The organism is Paenibacillus sp. Soil787 (assembly GCF_001429545.1).
GTDB lineage: Bacteria > Bacillota > Bacilli > Paenibacillales > NBRC-103111 > Paenibacillus_E.
On the sequence record NZ_LMSP01000003.1, the window covers coordinates 18,299 to 40,530 of the forward strand.

Consider the following 22,232-nt stretch of genomic DNA (forward strand, 5'->3'; position numbering starts at 1 on the left):
CCAAATTAGTATTGACGGTTAGGCAATTCTTTCTCCGCGGTTTCTTGAGGGAATACGCCTTCTTTGGTCAAGATGCGCTTCGGAACTTCTTTCCCCGCAACTACGTCCTTCACGATTTGCATGACTTGGGGTCCCATGAGCGGATTGCATTCAACGATGACGTTGATTTTGCCGTCTTTCATCGCTGTGAACGCATCCTTCGTGCCGTCCAAGGAAATGACAAGAATATCTTTACCCGGTTTGATGCCGGCTTCTTCAAGAGCCTGAATGGCGCCGAGGGCCATATCGTCGTTATGCGCGTAAAGTACGTCCATTTTGGTGTTCTCAGCTTTCGCGGATTTGATGAACGCCTCCATTACCTCTTTGCCTTTGGCGCGCGTAAAGTCACCTGTTTGCGATTTCACAATTTTCAGGTTCGGGTTTGATTTGATCACTTCCTCGAAACCTTTTTTACGGTCGATCGCCGGCGCCGAACCTGTTGTTCCTTGCAGCTCGACAATGTTGATCGGCCCTTTTTGGTCTTTCACTTTTTCCACCAGCCACTTGCCTGCGTTACGTCCTTCTTCGACAAAGTCGGAGCCGAGGAACGTCTTGTACAGCGAAGTATCTTTGGAATCGACCGCACGATCTGTTAGTACAACCGGTATGCCAGCGTCCTTAGCCTCCTTCAAGACCGTATCCCAACCGGATTCTACGACCGGCGAGAAGGCGATTGCATCCACTTTTTGCGCAATATAGCTGCGGATCGCTTTAATTTGGTTTTCCTGCTTTTGTTGAGCATCCGAAAATTTCAAGTCGATGCCGGCTTCTTTAGCCGAATCCTGAATCGATTTGGTATTGGCTGTTCGCCAGCCGCTCTCCGCGCCGACCTGTGCGAAGCCCAATACGATTTTTTTATCCGCAGGCTTGGCCGCCTCTGCCGCTTTGGTCGCTGCCGGGGATGCTGACCCGGAGGTAGATGCCGGGCTGCTGCTGCCGCACGCGCTTGTCAAAAACATCGTTGCCGCAACCAGCAGGAATGCGCTGGATTTCCATACTTTTTTCATTGAGTTAACCCTCCCTTTTGTTCACCGCTTCACGGGTGTAATTTTATTTTAAAGCGCTTCCTTAGACTGATGAATAGAATCCATTACGAATAAATTGGACTATTTTTCGATCATTTTTCGGGTCATAGGGCAAAAATGTTGTTTTTTTATGCTGCAATTTCAATTTTTTCTTCACCTAATTTGGCAATAAAGACCTTGCATCGCGCAATAGATACTTCGCAGCCTCGCTTGATATATGTTTCCCGCTTTGCGCCTGTACTTCATTAAGAAAACTTCCCATGTTCCCTTGTGTCAATTTCGCTTGAAGGCTATTGGCAATTCCTGCATTGTCAATCCAATTATTTTGGGTAAACCGCGTGACCAATGACTTTAGGGAATCTAAACTTGCTTCCGTCTTGATTGTCACCGCTTCGCTTCCCTGATTTCCTGCAAGGTCGCTTGACGTTACGATGAATGTATGCGAACCAAGCGATAGCGTGTAGAGCGGAATGGCGATCCCTGATTTAAAGCTATAAGTATCCAGCGTCACTGTAGTCTTGCTGATGTCAACTCCTGATAAGTCATCAGTTACCACAAACTGCGGCGTTAAGTCATCGGAGTCACTATAACTGCTGCCTGCGGCTAATCCGGATACTGCAATAGCCGGTGCAGTTGCGTCTAGATTAAAGCTGATCGATTTCGCTGCCTCTGTATTTCCCACATTGTCCGTCGAACGATAACTGAAGGCATACTTGGAATCTTTATTAAATGTCACCGGCGCCGTATACAACTGCCAAGCAGCTCCTTCATCAAGACTGTATTCCGTTTTTGCCGCGCCGGACAAATGATCCGAGGCGCTTAAGGTCACCGTTGCCGGATGTGCATACCAGCCGTTAAGACCATCCGGAAGAGAAGGGTTCACTGCAGCTGTCGTGACAGGAGGCGTACCGTCAACCATGATCGCTGCCGCAGCGGATTCCACTGTTTTCCCGTTTAGCGATACGAGCGCCTTCACTTCGGCAGTTCCGTCCTTTATAGCTGAGAGGTTTCCTTTTAGGTCCACGGAAACCACCGAACCATTGCTCGTGCTGTATGTGACGGAAGCTTTACTCATATCGGCCGGTGTTCCGTCGCTTAAGGTTCCGCTAAGGTGGAGCGCTACGTTTTCGCCCGGTTTTAACTGCGATTTGTCAGCCTTGAGCGTAACCTGACTCAAGGTCGGAGTTGCCCCGGTATCCTTGCCAAAACGGAATACCGTCAGCGAGTTCGCTGCAAACGTATACGTAAGCGAAGTTCCTTGTACCGATAGATTTGACGTAACCGGCGCGACTGTCATCGGTGAAGCAATACTGTTCGTATCAGTGCCGTTTGCGGATGTCAGCACGGTTGCCGTTCCATCCGGCAGCGAAGCAATTCCGCTAAAGTTTACGGTAGTCTTCCTGGCTCCGTTTGACGGATTAACCACTTTCACATACATGGTTCCAGATTTGCTATCCTTGCTGGAGACGACATACAAGCCTCCATTGCCGTTCGCAGCGTCAACCGTCGTCGGCATGACGACATCACCGTGATTTTCGCCGAAAAGCTTCTGCACGTAATAAGATGGCGCGCCGTAACTGGTAACCGCATCGTATCCGATCGCGTCCGGTTTCCAATTCACAGCGTTGACGTTCATGAGCAGCGGCGCATACGACGCCAATACAACGAGATCGGAATTCCGTTCCAGCCCCGTCATAAATGCAGCCTCGCCGATGGCCGCATCCAAATTTGGCGGTGCAGTGGCAAGCGCTCCTTGTTGAGCGGCATACTCGCCGATGAATACCTTTGTCCCTGTTCCGTGCCGGGAATCGTTATCGTATCTCGTTGCATTAGATACAAACCATGACTTCGACTCGTAATAGTGCTCGTCAATGACATCCATCGTACGGCTTTTCACTGGGGTAGTGGCGATCAATTGAATACTTGGGTACTTAGCCTTAATTGCATCATAGAATGCTGCGTAACGCTGCTCATAGCTGCCAGATCTATCAAACCAATCCTCATTACCGATCTCCACATAAGGCAGTGCGAAAGGCTCCGGATGTCCATCGGCAGCGCGCCGAGCGCCCCACACCGTATCTTGAGCACCGGTCACATATTCGATTTCATCGAGAGCGTCCTGTACGTAGGGTCCGAGCTGTTCGGCCGGTACGTAAGAACCATTCAATGAATAACCCGCATAGACGCCAAGAACGGGGACCACATTCAAATCTTTACACCACTCCAAATACTCCAGCAATCCTAATCCGTCGGTCGACCGATATCCCCATGCACTGTTCTGGTGTCCAGGGCGAAGGTCGGGATTGCCGATCGTATTTTTCCATTGGAAGCGATCCGGAATCGTATTCCCCTCCAGATAGTTGCCTCCGGGAAAGCGCAAGAAGCTGGGCTTCATATCCTGAAGTTTCTGCATCAAATCAACTCTCATCCCGTTAGAACGGTTGTTCCAGGTCGGAGGAAACAGGGAAACCATATCCAACCAGATCGTTCCTGTATTCGAAGCAGAAATGACAAAGCGGTTCGTAGATGAAGGTGTAATGCCGCTGCCGGTCGTTAAATCGACAGTGAACTTTGTCCAATTATTCGAAACTCCCGTCACTGTCGCTTGTGCAAAGACGGTAGAGCCGTCATTGCTCTCGATACCCACAGTCAATGGTCCGTTGTAGCTTCCGTCGGTTTTCGCATAGAAGGATGCTTTGTACGTCGTGTCCGGTTTTACCGGAATGCCCCAGAACCCGCTGTTCGTAGTACCCACCCGCTGGCCGCCCGCAACTTGAGTAACATTCAGTTTCAAGCTGGTCGGTTGAGCTGCATTCAAGGGCATGGATGGATCAAGCGCGATCGAGCCATTCGAGCTGCCTCCACTTACAAGAGACCAATTCACCGGAGACGTGGCGCTGTCCAAGAAGCTGCGGTTGCGGATTAACTCGGCATATAGTCCCCCGTCTCCGGAATGATTGATATCCTCGAACATTAAACCATAAAGCGTTGGGCTTATATGCACTCCTGTCTGATCGGCATGGATCGTGATGGCAGCTGAATCGGCCAATTGTTGAATAACGCTAGCACTTATTGCCGTATGGAAAACATGCATTTCGTCCAGGCTGCCTTTGGTAAATTCATTGTTGCCGTTATACGAGCCTGCCGTGAAAGGATCGGATGAGCTGGCATCGGCATTCCTGCAGCCCGAAATATCGACAACGGTTCCAGTCACGACGCCGCAGGTGCCTGCCATAACACTAACGTTCTGAGCCGTTCCATCAATATATAATTGCGCCGTCCCTGTCTTTCGATCAAAGACAGCTGCCGCATGATGCCAATTTCCGTCATTAAAGGCTTGATTGGAGTAAAATAAAATACTGTCCTTCTGACTGCCGTTCGCCCCAATTCCGGCGCCAACGTGACCATCCGCTACCCCAACGCTGTTCTGCAGCAGGTAACCGTTCGTAAAGCCGAAATTCCCCTTACTCAGCATACGCTGCCAGCCGGTGCCTGCCGATTTGAACCAGCCTGCCAGAGTAAAGTTGTCTTTGCCGAAGTTAAGAGCGCCGGCAGTTCCCATTCCAACGGAATTGGCGCTGCCATTAAAGCTCAAACCGTTATTGAATCTGCCTACACTCCATGAAGCGCCGCTCACATTGCCGATCGCCGCATTCGGCGATTGATCCTCAGCGATCGTGCCGGTGCTTTCGTCAAAGCTCCAGGATCCCGCACTGGACAAGGCGATAATTCGCGCAGGATCCAACGCAAATGGGAAGATCTGTACATCGTCAATCGCGCCGGACCAATAGTCGACGGAAGCAGCTCCATATTTCCCTCGCCCTATTGCCGTATTTCCTGCCGCCTTCCATGCCAGTGTATAGGGAACTGTCTGCTGAAGAGCGCCGTTCATGTACAGGGACAACGTTTTGGCAGCAGCGTCGTAAACGCCTGTCAGGTGGTACCAGGTGTTGGCTGCAGGAACGCTGTCTGCTGAAGCGAACGTGCCTGCAGCTTGAGCCTGGTCGGCATTAAGGCCAGTAAATGCAAACTTCCCGGTATCGCCTCGGAGCTGCAAATAAAATGCGCTGCCTTGCGTACCGTCTATGCTTACTGCCGTTCGGTAATTGGCAATATTGTCCGGCTTCACCCATGCAGACACGGAGTAGCTCTGGGTCGTGTCAACAACCGGACCAGAAATATTCACACTCTGGTTGGAACCGTTCAGTTGAACGGCTGAAGCTCCGATTTGCCCCGCCGTCCATGCAGCGCCATTCAGCAGAGTACCGTCATGGCCGAAGCCGGTCGCGTCATTGGTAACGGAACCGCTTCCCTCATCCAATTTCCAATAAGCCGATTTGGCCGCCGATTGAACCGTAGAAACGTCAATGACTCCGTTATAAAGACGCACGTCATCAATTTGACCCCCGAAATAATCGACCAGTCCGGCGTTAAACTTAGCGCGCCCGATCTCGGTATTACCGGCTGCCTTCCAGGCGGTTGTATAGGATGTTACCTCCTGCAGCGTCCCGTTTACATATAGCGATACCGTTTTGGCCGCAGCGTCATAAACGCCGGCAAGATGATACCAAGTGCCTGCAGTCGGAGCTGTGACCGATGAAGCAAATGTTCCCGGCGCCCCATTCGAATCGGAATTAAGTCCCGTGAAAGCGAATTTGCCGGTATCCCCCCTTAATTGAAGGTAGAATGCGCTCCCTATGCTGCCGTCCATACTGACTGCGGTTTGAAATCCGCTTACTTTGTTCAATTTTACCCAAGCTGTTACCGAATAACTTTGGGTTGTATCGACAACAGACGCCGCAATATCGACATATTGATTCGTTCCGTTCAAGCCGATCCCGTGGCTGCCCACCACTCCCGATGACCAACCTGCGCTATTTTTCAGCGTTCCTGCATGACCCTGCCCCGATAAATCGCCCGCTGCCGCACCGTTGCCTTCATCCAAATTCCAGTATCCGGCCAATGCACTTGCCGCATGCACCGAAATGGGTACCGGTATTGCACCCATGCACAGCATGAACGCAATTAATAGAACCGAAAGCGTCTTTTTTCTCATGTTTACTTTCTCCTTCCATGTTTTAAAGTACCTTTCAAACATTTTTTATTGGAACGCGGATGCTTCCAGCTGCATTCACCTCCTACTAAGCCAATTATAGAACGCTTACATTTTAGGAAAAATGGAATTTCTTTCGAATTAATCATTATTATTTGGGATTTTTTAACATGAATCTACCAAGGATAAACGACTTCGTCGTCCTTAAGGGACGAACGCGTTTGTCAAGGTAGATGCGAAGCAAAAGTATAAAACTTATACTTTCTTAGCTACGAAAAAAACAGAGGCCTTGGTTTAATACCAAGTACCTCTGTGATTGAAGTCAACACCGGACTAAGCCCCAAGCTTTTATCCGGTCTCTTAATATTTCCGCTTGCCAATCTCTCGGGCGGCAACCCCCTGGGTAAACACGCCTTCTCTTACGACGATCCGTTTGGGTAAATTCCTGCCGGATACCAGTTCCTTTACGGCCTGCATCAGCATAGGACCGAGCAGCGGATTGCATTCAACGGTACAATTCAGCTTGCCGTCCAACATCGCTTGAAAGGCCTCCTTGCCTCCATCTACAGAGACAATGATGATGTCCTTTCCGGGCTTAAGGCCAACCTCTTCCATCGCTTCCATGGCGCCAAAGGCCATATCATCGTTATGTGCGAATAACACCTGTATATCGTAACCATGCTGCTTGAATATACGCTGCATCACCATCTTTCCTTCTTCACGGGTGAAATTGCCGGATTCCGATGCGACAATTTTTATATTGGCGTTCTCCTTGATCATCTCTTCGAAGCCTTTTTTCCGATCCAATGCAGGAGCTGAATTCGTCGTTCCCTGCAATTCCGCTACATGAATCGGTCCTTTTACGTTCTTCATTTTGTCAAGCACGTACTTCGCCGCTTTCCGCCCCTCTTCAACGAAATTGGAACCCAAGAGCGTCACGTACAGGGATGTATCCGATACATCAACGGAACGGTCTGTAACGATAACGGGAATGCCAGCTTCCTTCGCTTCCAGCAGCACACGATCCCAGCCTGACTCTACAACAGGAGAGAAAGCAATCACATCCACCTTGTCCGCGATAAAATCTCGTATGGCCTGAATCTGGTTTTCTTGCTTCTGCTGCGCATCCGAGAATAGAAGCTCAATCCCTGCTTGCCTGGCGGCATTCTGAATGGAACTCGTATTGGCTTCTCTCCACTGGCTTTCAGACCCTAATTGTGAGAACCCCAAGCGAATCGTCCGCTCTTTCCCGTCTGGTACAGGGACGAACCGGGTATCGGGACGTTGACTCCCTTCCGGCGCTTGAGCCGTTTCCACGCTGGAAGCGGACTTGCATCCGCTGAGTATGGTGAGACAAATGAGCAGCATCACTAACCGTTTGGCAAACAACAAGATCCCCCCGATCTATCGTGTAAAGCGAGCAGCCTATTGCTTCACTTGGTAGCTGCCCAAGTTCTCTTTCGTAATCATTATCGGTTCTATGAGACTGGGCTGTTGAGCCTCTTTGCCTTCATAAGCGTCATTGAGCGTGTTAATGATACGGTCCCCCCATACCCCCTCCTGCAGCGACAAGATCGCGGTAAGCTGTTCATTCTTGACGCCATCGAGCATTTCAGGCAAGTCATTCGTCGTTAATGCGATCTGGCTGAGCCCCTTCGCCTTCCATACAAGAATCGCAGATGAACCCGCCAGCGTATCCATCCCGACAAAGGCGTCAAAATGAGGATGGGCGTCGATCATCGTCTCCAGATTATGGATCGCCCGATCTAAATTGTCCCCGTTCGTTTGGATATCCAGCAGCTGAATCTCCGGCATTCTGGATAAATAATCCTTGAATCCGGCCACACGCTGCTGAATGCTGGAGAACCCGTACTGTCCCGTCTCGGCAATCACCATCCCCTGCCCGCCCAAATCGTTCGCCAATTTCTCGGCCAGCCTGCTTCCGGCTTCATAATTGTCGATCCCGACATAGGCTAACCTCTTACTCTTAGGGGCGTCATTGTCAAAGCATACGACTCGGATTCCCGATTGAACCGCCTTATTAATATATGGCGTCAAAGCGTCAGCATCCACCGGACTGATCGCAATGCCGTCAACATGCTGTTTCACCAGATTCTCCATCATCCGGATTTGCTGCTCGGCGTTCGCTTCATCCGGCGCCTTGACGATCAATTGCACCCCTAACCTTTGGGATACTTTCTCCGCCTTTTTCGTAACTTCTTTATATAAAATATCAGATGTGGCATACACAATAGCAAACATACGTTTTGGTTTAATGACGCTTTCACTAACTTGCTCCTTCTCGAAAACCGAAGGCTCCGGACTCGCCTGTTCGATATTGCAGCCTGCGGTTAGTCCGGCTAGACAGCAGCAGATCAAGAGAAGAGGAAAGATTCGATTCATAGACCTCATGCCGCCTGCACCTCCTTCCCTACTAACCTTGTTGACGGAAGACTTTCGTCGTGACACCTGTAACTTTCTTAAATACGGCGTTAAAATAATGCGGATCGTTATAGCCTACCATTGCGGCGATTTCATAAGACCTGGCACTGGTCATTTTCAAAAGTTCTTTCGCCTTGTTAATCCTTGTCTTAATCAAATAATCAATAAAGGTTTGCCCCGCAGCCTGGGAGAAAATGCCGCTAAAATGGTTTGGACTCACGTTCACATAGGCTGCAACTACGTTTAATGAGATCTCCGCATTATCGTAATTCCGGTCGATATAATCCTTAGCTTTAATAAGCAGCTCCCCATATTTGTCTGTAATTTGCTCGCGGTATTTAAAGCCAAACGATAATATGGCAATGGCATAGGCCCGCAGCTCCTCCAGGCTGTTGCTAATCAGCACGGCCTCCTCCACCGATTCCAATTGCAGCAGAAAGGACTTTACATCTCCGCCAGACTCATGGATAAACTGGGTCACAGCTGCGATCATATCCAAAATCAGGTAGTGCCAATAATATTGCTGCGTACCGTCTAGCTCCCCGCCGTCTTGGATATATTCCCGCGCGAATCGTTCAATCTGCGAGCTATCCCCAACCTTTAGGAAGTTCGTCACCTTATTGCGATCATGGCCGCCTACTCCTGGTGTGTCCCTATAAATAGCCGGACGGTTTTTCAGAAAATGATGATAGCTTTTATTTTGTTCCGCTTCGGCGAAAGATACGGCTATTTCCTGTATGCGATCACGAACGCTTCCTATTCCCGCATATAGGGGGCAGGATAATTTGTCCTCCATGTGCTTAAAATTACGGGCAAGTTGCAAAGCTCTCTTTTCCAGAACACCGGCCTGATCGCCTTTCAAGATCCAGACATGCTCCTTCTTGTTGCGTTTGACACGCAGATGATCCCCTAGTTCACCTGTGAGATCGAGGAATAAGGGATGGTTCTCATCTTGGGGCGCAAGCTCCAGCACAATAACCATGTAATGATTGGCGATAATCGGAAACCCCAGGCCTTCTGCCGCCTGAATCGCTTCCGATGTCGAAATGGAACCGAAGATGAGATCAGTCACAAGCTGATCTTTGAGCACATCCAAATTCGCTTTTGCTTGCAGTCGAAGCAATTCATTCTCCTTGATACCATGCCGGTCCAGATCGATTTTGTCAGAAACCTTTTTCAGAATGTCCAGCAATTCCGTGGCATTGATCGGCTTCAGACAGTATTCTTCCACACCGATCCGCAAAGCTTCTCTGGCATAGCTGAATTCATCGTGCCCGCTGAGAATTACGATTCTAACCCCCGGCATCTTCTCCTTCACAATACGGCTTAATTGCAGTCCATCCATAAAAGGCATTTTAATATCTGTAATCAAAATATCGGGGGACAGCCGTTCGATAAGAGGCAAAGCCATTTCACCGTCAGGAGCATCCCCGCAATAATGAAATCCTTCTTTTTCCCACTGAATTCGGTCGCGTATTCCTTCTCTGACAAGTACTTCATCATCCACCAACAACACTTTTTTCATCGTACTCTCTCCTCACCGGTATGCTTACGATGACCGTGGTGCCGACACCCTGATCGCTTTCCAGCTTAAGTCCATAGGGCTCCCCATAATAAAGCCTAATCCGCTCATGCACATTCATAATGCCAAAACCGCCTGACTGCGGCTGCGCCTGATGGCTGTCCTGCTGAAGCATCGCAATGAGCTGCTCCTGTTTGTCCTTCGGTATTCCCGCTCCATTATCCGTAACGTGGAACTCGATATTCCCGCTCTTCCCATATCCGCCGTCAATCCTGATACGGCCCTTGCCCCGCTTATTCTTGATGCCGTGGTACAGCGCATTTTCAACCAAAGGCTGCAGCGTCATTTTCAATATATCACAGGCTAGTATCTCTTCTTGAATGTGAATCTCGTAATCCAATATATCCCGATATCGCATTTGCTGGATCGTCAAATAGTTTGAAATATGATCGATTTCTTCCCTAATCGTGATACAATCCTTCCCTTTGCTTAAGCTAATCCGGAAAAAGGTTGCGAGCGCATTCACAATGCCAATAACCTCTTCGCTTTTTTTGCTTTCCGCCAGCCATATGATTGAATCGAGCGTATTGTATAAAAAATGCGGATTAATTTGAGCCTGCAGCGTCCTAAGCTCTGCCATCTTGATTTGCTCCTGCTCTTTAATACTGTTCTCAATTAAAATTTTAATTTTATCGAGCATCGTATTAAAGCTGATGCCCAAATCCGCGATCTCGTCGTGACCCACGTTGCCGACTTTAGCTTCCAGGTATCCGGATGCAGCCTGACGCATTTTATTTTTGAGGAACCGGATCGGGCGAATCAGTCTCGAAGAAATAAAAGCATAAAGCGTAATCGTAAAAACGATCGTAAATACCACACTTACAAAAATCAGGGTCTCAATCTGCTTCGCATCTTTAACAACTTCGGATAGCGGAACCTCCCCCACGATCTTCCAGCCAGTCAAATCGGAGGTCGCATATACAACCAGTTGATCCCGGTTGTTGAAATGGCGAATGTCGTTGCCTGAAGGCGCAAAGAGCTGCTGCTTCGTCAGCCCTGCGGCACGGCCCGCCGATTTCAGCTTGTCCGGTACAATAATCGGCTGCCCGTAAGAATCCGTTACATAAAAGAAACCGTTATCCCCCATTTTCGTATTGTTGCAGAAATTCTCAATCACCGTGGCATCCAGATTGATCACCATGAAGCCGATGACTTCATCTGTAATTTCTTGTTTCACAGTCGCAACAATCGAGATGATAAAAGGGCTGTCCTGCACCGCGTGATCCAAGTTGTTGAATCCATCCGTTTCGGAGGGGGGCAGGATTAGAATTTCATCCGGATAATTTAACAGGTTTTTGAAGGTACCGTACTGGAAGGGATCCCCATCCATTTGAAATACCCCTTTTTTCTCGCTGATGCCTTTGCCGTATTGATTAAACAGCATAATGTTCGTGATCCCATTGCTGAACCTGTACGTATCCCTATATAAACTGAACGTTTTTAAAATATCTTTGGCTTCTTCATACGTCTCGTTCTGAATAAGCAGAAACCGCAGCACACTTGAATTTTTGCTGATATCCAGAAATTTACGGTTGTCAGAAAACAGCACATCCATTTCATTTTTCAGATGTTCAGCCACAAGTTCCGTCGTTGCGATGCTATGCTGGGAAACCGTATTATAAGATTTGGTATAGCTGATAATGCCGACGGCAATTAACGGGATGGCCGTCAGCATGACAAACATGATCAGCATTTTCGTCCGCAGGCTTGAGGTCACCCAACGGTTAAGCTTCATGTCGGATCCCTCGTTTCTTTACCAGTACGTTAAAGCGTTTACATAATTATATATTTTAATTCCTATTCGTTCTACAAAAAATAGAAAAGCTTCCGAAAAAATGTTGTTTTTTTCTGCACGGTATCCACGAACGATCGTGCAAGAATAATGACTGCCGAAGCGATTCGATCCCGCCCCGGCAGTCATTAAGTTACATAGTGATTATTTTACAGAAAGCGCTTGTGCATCCCGCAGCAGAATAGTTGCCGCCTCTTGCGAGATATGTTTGCCTTTCTGAGCTTGAACCTCGCCAATGAGGCTCTGGAGATTGTTTCCGCCAAGCTTCGCCTTCAAACTTTCGACGATGCCTTTGTTGTCAATGGCGTTGTCACCGGCAAATCTCGCGATCAGCGTTTGCAGAGCGTCAATGCTTGTCGCCGTTTGGAAGACGGCGCTCGTACTGACAGTGTTCCCTGCCATATCGCTCGCCGTTACCGTAATCGTATGGGCGCCCAAAGGCAGTTTGTAAAGCGCAATCGCCTGATCTTTCTGCACGATTTGACCGTCAAGCAAAATGACTGTCTTGGCGATGTCCACACCAGAAACATCATCGGAGACGTCCACTTGTGGTGTCCATGACGCGGAGTCACTGTAGCTTGGAGCTGTCAGCAACGAAATCAAAGGTGCCATCTGATCCATGCTGACAACAAGCGTATGTGATGCTTCTTCATTCCCCGTCATATCGAAAGATTTATAATTGATCGTGTTCTTCCCGTCGTTTTGGATTTGGATCATTCCGGTATACGTCATCCAGACGACTCCTCCATCCAGGCTGTACACGGTCTGCACGACCCCGGTCAAGGCATCCGCCGCCTGCAGACTGACGGTTGCATCGTGAACAAACCAACCGTTTGCTCCGTCCGGTGCGGTCGGATTTACGACTGCCGCAGTTACCGGAGGCGTGCCGTCGACCGTAATTATTACCGCATTTGACTCCACGGTTTTACCGTTCCAAGAAACGGCCGCCTTCACTTGTACGGTGCCCTCCTTTACAGCCGTGACGACGCCGTGTCCGTCTATAACTGCCACAGTTTCGTCAGAACTGATGTAGGTGACCGCAGTATTGCTCAGATCGGCCTGATGTCCGTCGCTTAAGTCTGCAGTCAGCCCAGTGGTTGCTGTATAGCCGGGCTTCAACATGTTCGTGTCGGCAGCTAACGATACCTGGCTCAAGTCGCTTGACAGATAAACCGGCACCGATATTCCTTCTAAAGTTGGTACGACAGGCTTGATCGACCCGTCCGTATTGAACTCCAGCTTGTCGATGTTTACCTCACGATGGTTGCCGTCACCGTTAGGAATTGCTAATCTGTGATACACCATGTAGTATTCATCCTTGCCCGGTATCTGGATAACAGAATTATGTCCGGTCCCTTTGATGCCAAGTGACAAATCCTTTTGGAGTATAATCCCTCTGCTTATAAATGGCCCGGTTGGCGAGGTGCTGGTTGCATATACGACCTGGTAATCCTCGCTGCCGGTATCATTTTTAGACCACATTAAATAATAAATACCGTTGCGCTTGAACACATATCCGCCCTCGTGGTAAGTGTCACCGCTTATCGTTAGTGGCTTAGCCGGACCTGCCAAGGAAATCATGTCGTCGTTTAGCTTAGCCACATAGCCAGGATACTGTCCGAAGTAAATATAGTATTGTCCATCATCATCTTTAAACACCGCAGGGTCAATCATTTGTCCGCTGTAGCTGCCTTTCGCGATCAAGGCTTTGCCTAATGCATCCTTGAATGGCCCCGCCGGCGAATTGGAAGTGGCAACACCAATATTCGAGCTCGCACAATAATAGAAATAATAGGTGCCGTTCTTTTCGGCAATCGCAGGCGCCCATGCGTATTGGTTAACGCCATCCCAGTTTTCGTCCTTCTGCAGATCGAAAATGATGCCTTCGTCCTTCCAATGGATGAGGTCTTCGGAGGAGAAGGCTTTAAAATAAGTGCTGGACCAGCCGGGATACCCGTCAGTAGTCGGGTAAATATAGTATTTGTTACCGAAAACAGCCGCTTCCGGGTCAGCATACAGTCCTGGAAGTACTGGATTATTGGCAATTACAGCCTTTATCGTCCACTGCTGCGTGCTTCCGTCCAGGCCGGTTACCGTATAAGTAACTGGATTCGTGAAATCCTGCGACGTACCCGATGCCGGGCTTATGGTCGTACCGCTTGGCAAATCGAAGACCGGAGCTATACTCATTATGTTGCTTCCAGGTTTTAACGCCAATGTAATCTTTGAATTCGCGTTGTCTATAGAGGCATTATATTTGAGTTCGGGCAGCGTTACTTTAAGAATACTGGTTGTAATCATTAACGGACCCGCCAGATCGGCCACTTCAGCACCGCTCAGTGCCCTATTGTATATGCGGAAGTCATCCACTTCTCCTGAGAAATAAGGGTCCCCCGGATAGAACGACTTTCCGATGTAACCGGAATAATCCTTGCTTGCGTCATATAAATCGGATGGTTTGACGGTCACATCTGTATTCGTAGCGACTGGAAGTCCATCTACATATACCGTTCCCGTATGATTATCCGAATCAATGACGAGCGCAACATGCTTCCACGTTCCTGGCAACGACGCTGTTCCCGGGAACTTTTGCTCGGTTGTATAACCGGAGTTCGAATTCGTTCCGGTATAATTGGTAATCGCGGCATATAGCGAGTTGGAACCGTTACGAGGTGTCATAAATATATATTTGTTTGAATTGATCCCAAGCGCGTAAAGCCATTGCCATGGATTGCTGTTTGCTGTATTGTCCCATTTTACAAAGGTAGAGATCGTAATACTATTCATACCATTCAAAAGACCACCAGGAATCTTGACATCAGGCGAAGAAACCCCTCCGCTCATTTTAAAAGAGCCGTTGCCCAAGCCCGTACCCCACGCCGGTGTATTTTCGTAAGTACCGTTATAGCCGTTTCCTGAAGAGTCGACTGCCGCTGTCCCGCTTGTTTCATCAAACTTATACCACAGTTTCAAACCATCTGTATGGGGACCGCTCACATAAACCGTGCAAACCGCCGTTTGGGCACCGTCTGCTGTCGTCGCTTTTATGATGGCACTTCCTTCGGAAGCTCCCGTTATTGTAACACTAGTCGTCCCTTTCTGCGGATCGTACATGCTGCTAGAAACAACGACGGAACCGTTGCTAGAAGTAAAAGTAACTCCTTTATTAGCAGCGCTGCCTGGCGTTATCATCGCGATCAGCGTGTCGGTTTGCCCGACCTCCAAATGAGCTAGCGACTTGTTCAATGATACTGCCGTTACGGAACTTCCGTTATCCCCAATTTCAGCCGGGGTAAGCGCCCGATTATAGACTTTTACATTGTCGAAATATCCTTTAAAATAAGCATCTCCCGAATAAAAGGATTTTCCCAAGTAGGCGAGTAAATCTTTGCCTAAATAGGACATCGGAACATGGACATTGTTGTTTTGTGCAAACAGCTTGTTATCTTTATAAATTGTCATTGTCGTAGGCGTAAGTACAAGTTTGATATTTATCCACTTGTTTGCTATTGAGCTTGTTGCCTGTTTAGCCTCTTCCTCACTCCAATAGGATCCCATGGTAATGGCATTACGAATTTGGGTATCCATCGTTTTCAAGAACATGTATTTCGTCGTGCTCTTGCCAATTCCGAAAGTAAAGAAATTGCCGGAAGCGTTCACCGGCTTCACGTCCATCGAGATGGACACCGTATCTCTGCCGTCAAAGAACCCTTTCGGCAAGGCTGCGAACGTGCCATTTGTTCCGTCCAAATACAACACTTGCGAATTCTTCTCTGAGTCAGTCACATATTTCGCATTACCGTTTAAAGTACCCGTATAATTGTTACCCGAAATATCTTTTATCGTACCGTTCGTGCTGGTTTCATCAAAGTTGTATGCCAGAATAGGATTTTGCTGCAGCTGTTCATTAGGCTTATTCGGCACATCTCCCCATTTTGCCATCACAGCATCGTATTCATCTTGGGTGACACTCATTACTTCGCCGTGTCTCTTCAAATTAACGCCAAACCAGTATTGAGAAGAATCCGGTATATGATACGTCGACGGGGCGGATAGATCATTCGTTAGTACGGGAAGATAACCTTTTCCTGTCGCATACTGGTCCGCAATGATGGCATATTCATTCCTGTCATTGAACTTAATGATTTGAGGCGCTTCCACATCGCTATTGGTCTTTCCTACAGATTGAAGCGTTCCAATTACATCCCACGTACTATGAAGTAATTGATTGCTTCCTTCAATCAAGATCTGACCATCTGAAACTGAAACGCGGTGATAGTTATATGTGCTATCTGTTTTAAGAATATCTGCATCTATTATTCCCTTGGTTCCCGTCCGATGAATATATAAGGTCGGTTGTGAGAAAGTTTGGAAATCCCTTGTCTTCACATAATAAACATTCGGCGTATCAAAAGTTCCACTTGCATTCATCGGGTTTGAAGCCCAATACAGCACATATTCACCAGTCTTATCGTCATAAATCGCCTCAGGGGCCCATGTAAATCCGGAATTAGGAAGTCCAATATTGATCAGTCTTGGACTGGACCAGTTGACTAAATCCGTTGATTCCCAAATAACGAGGTTCTTGCTCCCTGCCGTTGAGGCTGCACCCCAACCTGCTCCACTCGCAATTCTTAAATCTGTTGCTAGCATGTAGAATTTATCACCTTCAGCCGAACGGAAAATGTATTGGTCACGAACTCCCTTTGTCCCTACGTCTGAAGTCAATACAGGGTTTAAATCATTCAAGTCTTGCCAGTTCAAGCCGTCTTTGCTGGTTGCAAAATAAGTTTGTTCGCCTGTGGAACTTTCACCAGTAAAATAAGCGAACATATAGGCTTTCATATCCGAAGCAGTTAATGTCTTCGGTTTTGCTTTTACGGTAACAGGTATAGTCTTCTGATAAGTTTGGCCATTATAAGAGAGGGTTGCTGTTAAATTTACCGGTGTATCGGTAGTTTGTCTTGTTACAACACCCGGAGGTGTATTGTCATAATTAACATTGGTGATTTCATTTGTATTGATTACATCAGGTCTGTCACTTGTCCATGCAATTGTCACCCCGCTACTACTCGTCGTTGGTAAAGTAATATTACCGCGAACAGCCTTTGCATCAGGTATGGCTATTTTGGCTGCCTCATCTACTAGCAATTGGTTAGCAGCAGTTATATTGTTTTTCACGAGGACATTGAAGGTTTTAGTATCCGAAGCTGCTCCTTTCGTGATGGTTGCTGTAAGTATGGCCGTTTTGTCTACAGAGCCAGGAGTGATCACACCTGTATTCGTGATTACGCTAACGTCACTAGAACTCCATGTAAGGGTACTTCCATATGTGCCGGTTGAGGGCAATGTCAGATTACTGATTAGCCCACTAGTATCACCTAATGACAAAGCTGCCTTATCCTGGGCAACACTGCCCATGTCACTGCCGCTGGCCAAACCTTGGACTTCGGAGGCACTTAAAGCGCGGTTGTAGAGCCGAAAATCCGATATTTTCCCTTTGAAATATTTATCAAGTGTATAGGCCGGTTTGCCAATATAGTTTGCGATCGTGGACTCCATCTGAGCTGGCGTATAAGCTACATTGGAATTTTGAGCTACCTGAACCCCATCTACGTACAGAGTTCCTATTGTACCGGTTTGAGTATAGGCAACGTGCTTCCATGCCCCTTTAGGGAATGGCGCCGATACGCTTGTACTTTGTTCATTTACCCAATGAGTTGTTGTAAGCATCGTTCTGTAATTAGCTGAACCCAACAAGAAACCAAGATAGTGGGCATTCGCATCGCTGCCAGGATTTGTCGAAGAGCCGAAAGTGAAGATCCAAGATGGGTTGGCGTTCACATTGTCAACGTATACATTAGTTGCCACTGTAATACTTGTTAGCCCACTCAGAATTGAATTTGGCATTTGCACGAAGCCGCTGCTTCCATCCAAAGAAATTGCACCGGATCCATCCGGTCCGTTTGTCCAATTGTAGGTTCCGTTCAAAGTACCGCCGTGGCCGTTGCCCGATGAATCAGCTACTACTGAACCGCTTCCCTCACTAAATTTGTACCATAACAACAAACTTGCATCTATAGCAGCAGATGCCTTGGACACAAACATTCCATTCAACATCCCAGCTAACATGGCGACCAGCAGAACCCGAGAAAGAATCCGATTTCCCAATTTGTTATTCCTCCTTCTTAAGATGCTTGCAAACATTGGTGTCCATACAATAAATTATTGATATCAGGCACCGCTTCCGCTTAATTACAGTCCACTCTCCCTTGTAGAATTATCAGCAACACCAATAATTATAGCGCTTACATCCAGAAAAAAAATAGAATTTCATTTGCATTTATTATAGTTTTTTGGGTTGTTTGCAAGAAAAAAAAAGTATAACAAATACCCAATAAATTGTAATTTAACTATGCTAAGCATCAGCAGCACAACGAAAACCTATATTTCCCGCAGAACTGTCAGGTGTATTCTTACTCCGTGCCGCCACACGATATCGATTGCAATAGGAGGCATGGCACAAGTACGAACCTCCCCTTAGAACCCTGTTGTCTCCAGCTGGAGGGCCAGTGGGGTTATCCTTTGCGCCATTGATATGATAGGTAGGGCTAAACCAATCCGAGCACCATTCCCATACATTACCAGCTACATTGTAAAGACCGTATCCGTTTCGTTCAAAGGATCTGGCAGGCGCGGTGCCCGCATACCCATCACTAGCATGATTTTTCTCTGGGAACTTTCCTTGCCAAATATTACACATATGCCGTCCGCCTGGCTTCAATATATCACCCCAAGGGTATCTCTTCTGCACCAGTCCGCCGCGAGCAGCAAACTCCCATTCAGCCTCTGTTAATAGTCTTTTCCCAGCCCATCGGCAATACGCAAATGCATCATTCCAGGATACATGGATGACCGGATGGTCCATCCGATCTTGGATCCCTGAATCAGGACCTTCGGGATGAAGCCAGTCAGCACCATGAACCACCCACCACCATGGTGTTTGTTGTGCCGATTTTTTTACTTGCACTGCAGTTATTTCAGAAACAAAAAGATGAAAAACATAGGACCAACCAAAGGTTTCAGCTTCTGTTTGAAAGCCTGTATCATCAACAAATCTCTTGAATTCTTCATTCGTTATCGTCGTAACATCAATGTAAAAAGGGTTAACAGAAATTTCTCTGACAGGCCCCTCACCATCAGATGGGAATCCTTCTTGATCATCAGTCCCCATTAAAAACTTCCCACCTGGTATATAAATCATATTTTCATTTTGGCAATTTGACGTTGCTTGTGCCTGTGAAAGATCCACTAAACGCTTTGGACTTGCGTCAGTTTGATGAATAGCGCTACGACTTGCTGAGCAGCATGATGGTTTATTGGTATCTATTGGAGATCGCCCCTTTACTTTTATGTAAAATTAACTAACCCAAAAACAATGCAAGCACCCCACGGCACTTGCATTGTTATTGTATAATCATAGTTTGCGAAGAAGACCCGCCATCAGTGCAGCCCTAACAGGAAGTTGGTCGATTTCAACATGTTCGTTTTCAGCATGGATGCCTTCACCCACAGCGCCCAACCCGTCCAATGTCGGAATGCCTAAAGCGGTTGTGAAATTCCCATCACTCCCCCCACCCGCGGCTTCCTCTGTCAAGGAAAACCCTAATTCAGATGAGCATGCAGCGGCTAAACGGAACAACTTTTCATTCCCCACTGATCTTTCCATCGGCGGGCGGTTGACTCCCCCGGAAACGTGCAGGGTAATTCCTTCTGAATGCGGCTTCAACCCATAAATGATTTTCGAAATCCGTTCTCCCTCGCTAATTTGGCTTATTCGCAGATCCACACCCAGTTCCGCCTGTTCAGCTACCACATTTTCTGTGCTTCCTCCTCGTACCACGCCTACATTTAGTGTTGTCCCCAACTCATAGTCGGTGAGCGAATGCAGGAATAAAATGAGATGAGCCATTTCCTGTACCGCGCTGATTCCATCCTGATGATGATTCCCCGCATGCGCTGCCTTTCCCATGATCTTGATTCCAAATCGGCCAACCCCCTTGCGGGACGTTTTCAGTGCACCTGTCCGCGCCGCTGCCGGTTCCGGAACGAGCACAACCCGGCTCTGTGCAGCTTCCCGCTCGATCAGTTCCCGGGACGAACTGCTTCCTACCTCTTCATCACTGGTGCATAATAAAACAATTCTCTTATTTAAGGAAATCTCTAGCTCACGGCAAGCTTTAACCGCCCACAGAGCTTGGATGATTCCCGCCTTCATATCCAAGATGCCCGGTCCATACGCTCTGTTTCCTTCCACCCGGTAAGACAGTCTTCCCAGATCCCAAACCGTGTCAAAATGCCCTAGGATTAAGATTTGCTCATCGCCCGTTCCATAATGAAATCGCAGATGGTTCCCCGCATGCTCTTGAGGAATCACTTCCGAATCAAGGTGAAGGTGCTTCTTAAAAAGATTTTGAATTTCTACTCCACATTGATCTACGCGTTCTTTCGAACGAGTGGGAGATTCGGCCAGCACAAGCGTTTTTAGATCCTCCAGCATCTCTTCCTGGTGTTGTTTTAAATATTCTAATACTTTATCCATCTAGTAAAGTCCCCTTGTTGTGAGTAATTAGAAAGGTCCCCAGTTCATCATCACACCGACAATGATGAAAATAATTCCGAGAATAAACCAAACAGCCGTTAATGGAAGCATGAATTTCAGCCATTTTCCATAGGAGATGCCGCTCGTCGCGAGTACACCCATCATTACACCGGATGTCGGGTTGATCGTATTGACGAATCCTTCCCCAAACATGACAGCCTGGACAGCTACTTGGCGCGTAATATGCAACAAATCGGCCAAAGGAACAAGAATAGGCATTAATACTGTAGATTCCCCTGAACCGGAAGAGATCAAAAAGTGAAGAGCAGCACTTCCGAAAAACATTCCAATCGAAGCCGTCATAGGGGACAACGGAGCTAACACTGCCGCGAGCGCATTAATGATGGTATCCAAAATTTTGGCATCATCCAGGATGATGCCCACTGCTCTGGCCATGCCCACAATTAGAGCTCCATAGACCATTTGCTTACAGCCATGAATGAACGTGGTGGCGATTTCATTTGCACGCATTCTTGCGATCATACCGCAGCCGATGGCAATAAAAATAAAGAGACCGGCCATTTCGTTTTCTGTCCATTTAAATTTTTGGGAGAAAATCATAAAACCCAGAAGGGATAATCCCGCAAACGATAATATGAATTTTTGCTGTAGGGTAACGGTTGTTTTACTGTCTAATCCAGCATCATTGCCTTTGACCGTATCACTGAGCCAGTCTGTGCCCAGGATACTTTTCGTTGGATCTTTTCGAATTTTGCGCGCATACCAGTAAATATAGAGAAGCGTAACAACTAGAATCGTTACATATATCACTATCCGATAACCGATACCAGAGAAAAGCGGAAGTTCCGCTATACGCTGGGACAGCCCAAGCGTTTGAGGGGCAAACACTGGTACATTCCATCCGGCATAGGTTCCTAGATAGATAAGTGCAGCACCGAAAACGGGATCCAGCTTTAATCCTCGTGCAATGACTAATCCTAAAGGAATAAAGGCAATGACAGAATTGACAACAATCCCGGTCGTTCCTAAAACAGAAAATACCAAACCTACAGGGATGATTAAAAGCAGCAACCGATTACTGAATCGAGTAATCGTCGACTTCAGAAACGCATCGATCGCGCCTGATTTCTCAATTACAGCTAAAGCACCGCTGGTAAAAAGAATAAGGAAAATAAGTGGTGCGCCTTTAACCATTCCAGTTTGGATCGCGGTAAAGAAGTCTACGAAACTAGTATGATTTGCAGCAACGGCATGATAGCTTCCCGGAACCGTTACGGTGATATCTCCTTTTTTTACCGTCTTGAAGACTCCCGCTGGTAAAATGTAGGTAGCAATAGCGCAGATCAATGCAACAAAAAATAGTAGAACGTAAGCGTCAGGCTGAGCAAATCTCCTTTTTTTCGCTTTTTTCTCTTGAGTCGTCTCTTTCATAGTTGATTGTTCCATTACGTTGTGTCCTCCCGTACCTTGATTTTTTTCATTTATCCGTGTTGGAAGCGCATCCAGAAATCAACGCCCAGATAGTGCTGTGATGGAAATAAGTACGCCTAAATTCTTCATACGAATAAACCCTCCTCGTTAATCTTACATTGTTCTCTATATGTGAACACTGATTCCTATATGTGAACCTAAAAAAATACTAACATGATACTGCATTTACTTGCAACCATTTTTTT

General features: G+C 47.4%; 10 protein-coding genes. All 10 read right to left on the minus strand.

The genetic code is table 11. The annotated features are described in order from the left end of the window. Window positions 1–5: 5 nt before the first annotated feature. A complete protein-coding gene (locus ASG93_RS06350; RefSeq protein WP_056830012.1) occupies window positions 6–1,046 on the minus strand; it encodes an ABC transporter substrate-binding protein in 1,041 nt (346 codons plus the stop codon). 175 nt (window positions 1,047–1,221) lie between these two features. Further along, window positions 1,222–6,120, minus strand: coding sequence for a LamG-like jellyroll fold domain-containing protein (locus ASG93_RS06355; RefSeq protein WP_056830013.1), 4,899 nt, complete (start codon window positions 6,118–6,120; stop codon window positions 1,222–1,224). Between the two features lie 357 nt (window positions 6,121–6,477). Continuing rightward, entirely contained in the window at window positions 6,478–7,506 is a 1,029-nt protein-coding gene (locus tag ASG93_RS06360) for an ABC transporter substrate-binding protein (protein WP_235550758.1), read from the minus strand. Between the two features lie 36 nt (window positions 7,507–7,542). Next, on the minus strand, window positions 7,543–8,529 hold the full coding sequence (locus ASG93_RS06365; RefSeq protein ID WP_056830015.1) for a sugar ABC transporter substrate-binding protein: 987 nt from the start codon (window positions 8,527–8,529) through the stop codon (window positions 7,543–7,545). A gap of 22 nt (window positions 8,530–8,551) precedes the next feature. Then, the gene (locus ASG93_RS06370) at window positions 8,552–10,084 is read right to left on the minus strand and encodes a response regulator (protein ID WP_056830017.1); all 1,533 of its coding nucleotides are present in this window, start codon (window positions 10,082–10,084) and stop codon (window positions 8,552–8,554) included. Then, window positions 10,059–11,876 (minus strand): sensor histidine kinase, encoded by a 1,818-nt coding sequence (locus tag ASG93_RS06375; protein ID WP_056830019.1) that lies wholly within the window; start codon window positions 11,874–11,876, stop codon window positions 10,059–10,061. Before ASG93_RS06375 ends, ASG93_RS06370 begins: the two co-directional genes overlap by 26 nt. Before the next feature lie 201 nt (window positions 11,877–12,077). Further along, window positions 12,078–18,104: a family 43 glycosylhydrolase gene (locus ASG93_RS06380; protein ID WP_056830022.1), complete on the minus strand. Its 6,027-nt coding sequence runs from the start codon at window positions 18,102–18,104 to the stop codon at window positions 12,078–12,080. 247 nt (window positions 18,105–18,351) lie between these two features. Continuing rightward, complete coding sequence (locus ASG93_RS06385) at window positions 18,352–19,323, minus strand: formylglycine-generating enzyme family protein (protein WP_056830024.1); 972 nt, start codon at window positions 19,321–19,323, stop codon at window positions 18,352–18,354. Window positions 19,324–19,410: 87 nt separating this feature from the next. Beyond that, window positions 19,411–20,535, minus strand: a complete 1,125-nt coding sequence (locus tag ASG93_RS06390) for a M20 family metallopeptidase (RefSeq protein ID WP_056830025.1) — start codon at window positions 20,533–20,535, stop codon at window positions 19,411–19,413. A 27-nt stretch (window positions 20,536–20,562) separates the two neighbouring features. After that, window positions 20,563–22,002 carry a Na+/H+ antiporter NhaC family protein gene (locus ASG93_RS06395; protein ID WP_156410819.1) on the minus strand — a complete coding sequence of 480 codons (1,440 nt, stop codon included), beginning with the start codon at window positions 22,000–22,002 and terminating at the stop codon, window positions 20,563–20,565. Window positions 22,003–22,232 lie beyond the last annotated feature (230 nt).

What these genes read in the sequence shown, in the direction of transcription:
- ASG93_RS06350 (WP_056830012.1), bottom strand. Translation starts at nt 1,046, where the DNA reads ATGAAAAAAGTATGGAAATCCAGCGCATTCCTGCTGGTTGCGGCAACG.
- ASG93_RS06355 (WP_056830013.1), bottom strand. Translation starts at nt 6,120, where the DNA reads ATGAGAAAAAAGACGCTTTCGGTTCTATTAATTGCGTTCATGCTGTGC.
- ASG93_RS06365 (WP_056830015.1), bottom strand. Translation starts at nt 8,529, where the DNA reads ATGAGGTCTATGAATCGAATCTTTCCTCTTCTCTTGATCTGCTGCTGT.
- ASG93_RS06370 (WP_056830017.1), bottom strand. Translation starts at nt 10,084, where the DNA reads ATGAAAAAAGTGTTGTTGGTGGATGATGAAGTACTTGTCAGAGAAGGA.
- ASG93_RS06375 (WP_056830019.1), bottom strand. Translation starts at nt 11,876, where the DNA reads ATGAAGCTTAACCGTTGGGTGACCTCAAGCCTGCGGACGAAAATGCTG.
- ASG93_RS06390 (WP_056830025.1), bottom strand. Translation starts at nt 20,535, where the DNA reads ATGGATAAAGTATTAGAATATTTAAAACAACACCAGGAAGAGATGCTG.
- ASG93_RS06395 (WP_156410819.1), bottom strand. Translation starts at nt 22,002, where the DNA reads ATGGAACAATCAACTATGAAAGAGACGACTCAAGAGAAAAAAGCGAAA.